This window comes from Okeania sp. SIO2F4 (assembly GCF_010672385.1).
Taxonomy (GTDB): domain Bacteria; phylum Cyanobacteriota; class Cyanobacteriia; order Cyanobacteriales; family Microcoleaceae; genus Trichodesmium.
In genome coordinates this window covers 1-6,926 of record NZ_JAAHGT010000499.1, presented here as the reverse complement: position 1 = coordinate 6,926, position 6,926 = coordinate 1, and the positions used below count along the sequence as shown (strand labels likewise).

At 33.0% G+C, this 6,926-nt stretch carries 5 protein-coding genes; 2 read left to right on the top strand and 3 right to left on the bottom strand.

Going from position 1 to position 6,926, the window contains the following annotated elements:
• Positions 1 to 39 precede the first annotated feature (39 nt).
• Entirely contained in the window at positions 40 to 174 is a 135-nt protein-coding gene (locus F6K22_RS25800; protein ID WP_293104603.1) for a WD40 repeat domain-containing protein, read from the top strand.
• 491 nt (positions 175 to 665) lie between these two features.
• Here F6K22_RS25800 and F6K22_RS25795 read toward each other — a convergent pair whose 3' ends face one another.
• From F6K22_RS25795 to F6K22_RS25785, 3 genes are all read right to left on the bottom strand, one after another.
• Positions 666 to 1,244: an EF-hand domain-containing protein gene (locus F6K22_RS25795; protein WP_293104600.1), complete on the bottom strand. Its 579-nt coding sequence runs from the start codon at positions 1,242 to 1,244 to the stop codon at positions 666 to 668.
• A 674-nt stretch (positions 1,245 to 1,918) separates the two neighbouring features.
• On the bottom strand, positions 1,919 to 2,281 hold the full coding sequence (locus F6K22_RS42485) for a hypothetical protein (protein WP_363274431.1): 363 nt from the start codon (positions 2,279 to 2,281) through the stop codon (positions 1,919 to 1,921).
• Between the two features lie 785 nt (positions 2,282 to 3,066).
• A complete protein-coding gene (locus F6K22_RS25785; RefSeq protein WP_293104597.1) occupies positions 3,067 to 3,420 on the bottom strand; it encodes a hypothetical protein in 354 nt (117 codons plus the stop codon).
• An 800-nt stretch (positions 3,421 to 4,220) separates the two neighbouring features.
• Here F6K22_RS25785 and F6K22_RS25780 point away from each other — a divergent pair.
• A partial coding sequence (locus F6K22_RS25780; RefSeq protein WP_293104594.1) for an NACHT domain-containing protein occupies positions 4,221 to 6,926 on the top strand: 2,706 nt, incomplete at its 3' end.

Genomic DNA, 6,926 nt, shown 5'->3' with positions numbered 1-6,926 from the left:
ATTAGTGGTGGTGCGGATAAGAGGATTAAAGTTTGGAATATGGAAACTGGAGAAGTTATTGATACTTTAACCGGACATTCTAAGGATGTAAATTCTGTAGCGATTAGTGCTAATGATAATACTATTGTGAGTGGTAGTAGTGACAATACTGTAAAAATTTGGCGCTGCGAGTAAAACAGTTATTAGTTATCAGTTATTAGACATCTCCAGAAAAGAGGGAACACTTAACACTTGACTGGGAACAGGGAAGAAGAATTGATTTGAATTTTGATTTTTGGAGATGTCTATTAGTTATCAGTTATTAGACATTATACAAATTCACTTTAAGAATTTCACAAATAGTTTCAAACTTTAGATGTGAAATAATTTCCTGAAATTACTGTAGTGTCAAAGTTATGAGTCTATAAAATATTACTTTTGAATGTTGAATTGTGAATTTTTAATTCCGTGAAACGGTATTAGTTAAGACCTCTTGCAAAATTTTTAATTAAATCAATTTAAGAGCTGAAATAAATAATTTCATCTCCCTATTCCCTATTCCCTATTCTCTGACTTCTTCCAGAAGTCTTTACATAATTAGGAATAAACAGGAACCTTGTAGGAACATTCCATGGAACATCCCTACTGTGGTTTACCCATTCGTACAAGGATATCTTACAAAAGTTCTATGAATCGGCTAATTGTCCATAGGGAAGGGGAGGATTTTCTCGATCGTCGCCAGGTTCAAACCAGTATTGTATATGAGCTTCGACAAACTCCTCACGACTAATAGAACCTGACTTATCTGAGTCAATACTATCAAAAGCTTGGTCAGCATGATCGGGTTGCTCTACTCCAGTGTATATTGCTAGGTACTTTCGGTACTCTTCACGAGATATTTGCCCAGAATGATCGGTGTCAATGATATCGAAAAAAATTTCGTTTTTCTTTCTACCTACTTCAAGTACTGATGGTTCAGTTGATGATACCATCTTTGCAACTTTAGCGATTAAATCTTCTTCAGTAATTTGAGTATTATCATCAACTGGTTCTCCTCCAGCCATAAAACTCTGAAACAGAGAACGACACATTTTACGAATTTCTTCATCCTTTGATGAATCGCTTTGAAGTTGAATTAAACGATTTGCAATTTCTTCATAGTCGGAGAGGGTTAAAACCCCATTTTTATCGACGTCCATAAGTTTGAAGTAGGTCTTCATTTTAGCACGCCAAAAACTAGATGATACAAACTGTTCTGGGGACATTTTTACTGACAAATTAAGAAAACTATAATGAATGAACTTCTTGATATTATCATTATTTGTGTTGAGATAGGGAACAGGGAGTCATTTCAGTTATTAGTTATCAGTTATCAGTTATCAGTATCTCTCTCTACCTGAAGTATTGGGATTGAAATATTGAATCGAATATTTTCTCTTGGTCAATTGGATATGGTTAGCTAACCCATCCATTACTCGCCCGCTTTTTCTCCATGAATGGAGAGGCTTTATACCTGAATTTTTAGGTAATTAATGTTGCTAAAAAAAAGCATAGTGTGAGAAGCGTAGGGAGAGTTAGGAGTGAGAAATATTGTCCGATCAAAATGCTAACTTTTTTAGCTTTTTAGACTGAAAATCTGATCTCAAATGTTCTAGATCAAGAAATAATGTTAGTTATTAATTGCCAATCGACCCAAACATTTCAATACTCTTAAAACGTCATAAAGGTCATTTCCTGGATTGAAAATATAGAACAATCTAGATAAAGCATATTGTGGTGTTTATTGCTGAATTAATTTGATAAAAATGAAGCTACTACCATTGGTAATCATGCCGTAGACTGGTTTTTCTGGGTTAGGGTTTGCCAACATATATGCTAAGAGTTGAGGTTTATCAACTTCGGGGGAAAATGTAGCTGCTTTAGACTCGATCGCTAAGACTCAGAATTGATTAAAGATAGTTAATATATCAAGTTTTCCTCTAACAATAATTCCTTCATATTGATCTGAAATTTCTATAGATTTTTCCGATTTAATATGAAAAGGCAGTAAATAAAATCCCGCTAAATTTAATAGAGGAGATAAGACAACCATTTTGACAGTATTTTCTAAGATTGGGGGATATTTTTCTAAGTTAAAATAACTTGCTTTAACTCGGTCAAGGTGTTGTTTTTCTGAGTCTGTAATTTCTGGTAAATTATCTTGCCATTCCCGGAAAAATTGTTCATTCTCTACTAACTGGAGGTTAAAGTTTGTTTCTAATTCGTAGAATGTGATATTTGTTGCTGGTATAGTTTGAACCATAATTTTATCCTTGGTAATTTGATTTGATTATAAGCTAAATATTTCTGGGTTGATTGGAGGAAAAAAAATTAATATTTCTCTAGCTACCGATATATAAAACTACAATAATAGAATCTCAATAAGTAATACCATTTCTCAAAAAGTTTATCTATTTCAGAGTAGGGGAGTGGGGGAGTGGGGGGAATTTAGTCGGTCTGGGGAGTGTGGTCCGTCTGGTCCGTCTGGGGAGTGGGGGAGGTAGGGACGTTGTATGCAACGTCCGTACAACATAAGAATAATTAATGCTAAATTTACTCACCCCTCACAAAAAAGTCATTACATAATGTTTAATTACTTAATAACTGAAGATCGATCCAAGTAGAGCGTTAATGCATGGGAATTGGTATAAGCATTCAGCGGTCAGCTAACAGCTATCAGCTATGGGTTATTAACTCATTATCTTGTCAGGAGGAATTAGTATTCAAGGAGAATTAAAAGTTGTGAATAAAATAGTCTTTTCCGCTAATATTGGTCATTCCTTGATTCTTTATTTGAAAAGCTAATAGCTGAATGCTTACCTCAATAATTACCTCCTATAAAACTTAAAAGTATAGGAATTTTGCTTTTAGTTAGTTAGTGGGAAGATGAAGAGAAATGAATAATAGATTCTTCAGAAAGAAAGAAGAGGTTAAGAAAACCAAAACAGACTGTTAATATAAATCTCAACCTCACTAATAAATAAATGCTTTTCCAAAAAACCTTTAGTCAATAACTATATTAATTCTATTTCATCCAAAAATACAGTTTTAAGCTAAAAATTTAGGTTTCCATTGGTTACGAATAGCCTCGACTAATAAACCTTCCCGGTTACGAACATTTCCCCAAATTTCATTTTCTTCAACAACAGCGATCGCTTGTCTAACTACTTCAAGGGAGTTGATGAAAATTAAGTTTTTTAGCCAAGGGTTGAGTTGAAAACCTGATGCTAAAACTTCCTCTAATATTGTTTCTTGGTTGACTTGGTTTGTGTGACTAATATTTGATTGAATATTGGGGAGATTCTTATTTTCAGCTAGTGTTATAAGGCGGTCTAAATATTCTATGCCATATTGATCGGCAAATTCTTTAGCTAATTTGATGTACTCAATCGAATTTGTCATTTTATTTTCCTTTAGTTTTAATTTTTCTACTAAATCTATGTTAAGACTTCCTGAATTACTTATGGTCTAATGAAAGTACAAACAAAGTACAATTAATGTATCCAAAAAGTAGAAGTAAATAAAAATATATACCGTTTCTCAGGCGTTGGTAATTGGTAAGATGATTTGATATTAGAGGTGATACCCATCACTTACTCTGGTTAAATATTTAGAGGTACTGAAAACAGACTGCTCTTAAAGTTTTATCTCTTGATTTACCGAATAATTAAGGTTTAAAGCCTCTCACTCGCCGTGGAGAAACAAGAAAAAATTTTCATGATTAGTCAATCCTCTTATTTTCAAGGAAAGATAATTATTAATTATTAGCTGATGGTTGGGTATGATTTGTATTTTTTGACAATTGCTAAACTATTGAATAACAAATACTTGAGATTATTCAGTTTTTATTTTTATACCTTGATTCAGCAACACCGTTTTTTTCTTCTTTTTTATTCCTTGTAATCCGAATTACCGAATAATTAGTAATTAAATAATTCGCGCCTTGAAGCCGACCATTTTAAGGGAAAAAAAAAGAAATAATATTTCCTTATATTCAATTCCCGAACGGTTTTAACCTTCTTGTAATTATCAATTATCCATTATCAATTATTAATTAATGAAGACTCCTTATTCCCTACTCCCTAAAACAAAGGAATTTTGTACTTCATTCAGAGATGGGAATTGCTGTAGTAATGATTGAGAAGAAAAATAGCTTCAGTTATAATTTATTTTTGTTGTAAGTAAAAAGAGGAATAAAATTTATGGCAGAATCTTGGGAAAAATTTTTAGAATATATGGCAGACAGTTACAGTTTAGATGAATTGGAAAGAGAAGTATTTATCGAAATGTTTGGTGAGAAAGGAAAGATTAGAAGTATTGTCAAACTGGCAAGTAATTTGAATCTAGGCGAATCTGCTGTTAAGACAAGATTGGGAAAAGTGTATGATAAATTTCAGATAGATTCACAGAAAAAAGGAAAAGGTAAACTCTTACAAGAATTTTTAAATAAACAATATATATCTTACTCTCAGAGCAAAACTGAAAAATCTAATAATCAAAACTTGAACGTTTTTATTGACTGGCAAAAAATCTGCGATGAAATGCTAAAGCAACAAAAAAAACAATGGTTAACAACACGCTCTCTGACGGGAGTAGAAAATAAACAAGTCTTAGATATTTATATTCCGTTAGGATTAGTTGAACGTCAAAAACTAGAGCGACCGAATCCTAATATTTCAGCAGAAAAAGGCTCGGAGTTTTACCAAGAAAAAGTTACCCCTATAGAAAATGAAGTATTTTTTGAACAAGGGAAAAATTTAGGATTAGTTGAACGTCAAAAACTAGAGCGACCAAATCCTAATATTTCAGCAGAAAAAGGCTCGGAGTTTTACCAAGAAAAAGTTACCCCTATAGAAAATGAAGTATTTTTTGAACAAGAGAAAAATTTAGGATTAGTTGAACGTCAAAAACTAGAGCGACCAAATCCTAATATTTCAGCAGAAAAAGGCTCGGAGTTTTACCAAGGAAAAGTTACCCCTATAGAAAATGAAGTATTTTTTGAACAAGTCATCCAACAAGGGAAAAGTCACAAAAGTCAGGGGCGACGCATCGCTATTATTGGAGAACCAGGAGCAGGAAAAACTACCCTATTACAGAAAGTTGCTTTTGAGATATTAAATAGTGGTGGTTTACCTATTTGGATAGATTTGGCAGACTGGCAAAATAGCAAAACACTAGAAGAATATTTACTGGAAAATTGGTTAAAAGCAGCATTGCCAATTATCAAGCAAATCTCACCTACCGCAGTGTCATCTATTCGGAAAATTCCCGAAGAATTACAAGATAATTTTGTTGAAAAATTTGAGGATAGTAAGGTCTGGTTACTGTTAGATGGTGTGGATGAGATGGCAGGAAAATTTGGCAACCCGCTGACTATTCTTGCTCAGGAAATTAAACAAGGTTGGGTGAGTCAAGGGCGGATAATTTTGAGTTGTCGGTTGAATATTTGGGATGTGGAAAAAAACGCTATTGTTAATGATTTTGATGTTTATCGAAATCTGGATTTTTCCTATCCTGAAGAAGTCAAGGAATTTATTCTGGAAAAATGGTTTGCTGAATCATCTAATTTAGGTCAAAAGTTATGGGAAGAGTTGGAAAAATCTAGCGCTCGGATTAAAGATTTAATCAAAAATCCTCTACGGTTAACATTATTATGTCGAACCTGGGAAATAAGACAGGGAAAGTTGCCAGATACTAAGGCAGGAATTTATCAAAGATTGGTAGAAACACACTATCTTTGGAAAGATGATAACCAAGATTTTGTACTTCCTCCAAAGGAGCAAAAAGAACTAAATCAAGCTTTAGGAGAGTTGGCAAAAAAAGCGATTGATGGTGTAGATTCTCAGTTTCGACTAAGAGAGAGTTTTATCAAAGATTTTTTAGGGGAACCGAAGCAAGAAAAATCTCTATTTTGGTGGGCGTTAAAATTAGGATGCTTGAATAAAGTAGGATTAGCAATGGCAGATGAAAAAGATCCAGATGAGCAAGTTTATGCTTTTTTGCATCCTACTTTTCAGGAATATTTTGCAGCATTGGCAGTTCCGCATTGGGATTTTTTCCTGAATCATAATAATGAAAATCCGAATCCTTTTTTACAACATAATGGCAAAGATTGTGTCTATAGGATTTTTGAGCCTCAGTGGCAAGAGGTAATTTTATTATGGTTGGGGCGTGAAGATATTTCATCTGAAACAAAAGAAGAATTTATCAAGGCATTAATTGAATTTAAGGGTAAAGATAAAGTACATTATTTTTATCAACAAAGAGCGCGTTTTTTGGCAGCAGTATGTATGACAGAGTTTGATAGTTGTCTCAGCGATGAAATTATCAAGCATATTATCTATTTAAGTCTGAAAAATTTTCCATTTGACCCAATTACACATGATGCTAGAGTTATCCTTGAGCAAACAAATCGGGAAAAAGTCATTAAGCATTTGATTAAATTATTGAAAAATAAAAGCTACACCTGCCATTATGAAATTATCAGGATCTTAGGAAACATAGGTCATGGAGATCGAGATACTATTCAAGAGTTGCTATCTATAAGTAGTGGTGAAAATGAAGAAATACCGTATCAAGGAATAGCTGTTCAAAGCTTAGTGAAAATTTCTGATGGAGATATTAAAGAATCTCTCCTTAACTATTTAACTGAAGCACTTAATAGTTCAACAAATAATTGGAATGATTTTGAAAAAATCATATATTCTATACTGTTTATCCATGAAACTTTTCCAGAACATCCTACTTATCAATGTGCGATTGAAGTATTGACTGAAATTGCCAACTCAAACTCTTCATACAAGTATAATGCTGCCCAAATTCTAGAAGAAGTAGGAATTAATCTTAATATTCATCCTCCTGTTGAAGAAGATAAATTTGCTTTAACATTAGCAGAACTAAACTTAGAA

What these genes read in the sequence shown, in the direction of transcription:
- F6K22_RS25800 (WP_293104603.1), top strand. Translation starts at nt 40, where the DNA reads ATGGAAACTGGAGAAGTTATTGATACTTTAACCGGACATTCTAAGGAT.
- F6K22_RS25795 (WP_293104600.1), bottom strand. Translation starts at nt 1,244, where the DNA reads ATGTCCCCAGAACAGTTTGTATCATCTAGTTTTTGGCGTGCTAAAATG.
- F6K22_RS42485 (WP_363274431.1), bottom strand. Translation starts at nt 2,281, where the DNA reads ATGGTTCAAACTATACCAGCAACAAATATCACATTCTACGAATTAGAA.
- F6K22_RS25785 (WP_293104597.1), bottom strand. Translation starts at nt 3,420, where the DNA reads ATGACAAATTCGATTGAGTACATCAAATTAGCTAAAGAATTTGCCGAT.